We start from the raw sequence: 432 nt of genomic DNA, 5'->3' as shown, positions 1-432 counted from the left end.
AAATATATCGCGTCGCCTTCCGCCGCGCGGTCGCGGTGCGCGTGGTCAGCAACGCGCGCATCCGCATTCCCGACCATCCTTTGGTCGAGCGGGTGGTGGTGAGCGACGGCTTCGACGCCGCCGACGACTGGATCGCGGAACAAGCGGGGCCGCACGACGTGGTGGTCACCGCAGACATCTTGCTCGCCGACCGCTGCCTGAAGAAGGGCGCGGTGGTGATCGGCCCGACGGGCAAGCCCTTCACCGACGCGTCGATCGGCAGCGCGATCGCGGTGCGCGCGATCATGGCCGATTTGCGCGTCGGCGGGGACGCGATCGGCGGGCCGGCGCCGTTTGCCAAGGCCGACCGCTCGCGCTTCCTCCAGGCGCTCGACGAAGCGCTGGCGCGGCTCGCGCGGGGCTGAGGCGCGGAAGGTCGCAAAGGCCACCGAA

At 70.8% G+C, this 432-nt stretch carries 1 protein-coding gene; it reads left to right on the top strand.

Going from position 1 to position 432, the window contains the following annotated elements:
- The first annotated feature begins 2 nt into the window (after positions 1–2).
- Positions 3–404 (top strand): DUF188 domain-containing protein, encoded by a 402-nt coding sequence (locus I6F37_RS40760; RefSeq protein ID WP_225154484.1) that lies wholly within the window; start codon positions 3–5, stop codon positions 402–404.
- The last annotated feature ends 28 nt before the right edge of the window (positions 405–432 follow it).

Source organism: Bradyrhizobium sp. NBAIM08, assembly GCF_020193935.1.
Classification (GTDB): Bacteria; Pseudomonadota; Alphaproteobacteria; order Rhizobiales; family Xanthobacteraceae; genus Bradyrhizobium; species Bradyrhizobium yuanmingense.
This window is presented reverse-complemented; position numbering and strand designations above follow the sequence as displayed.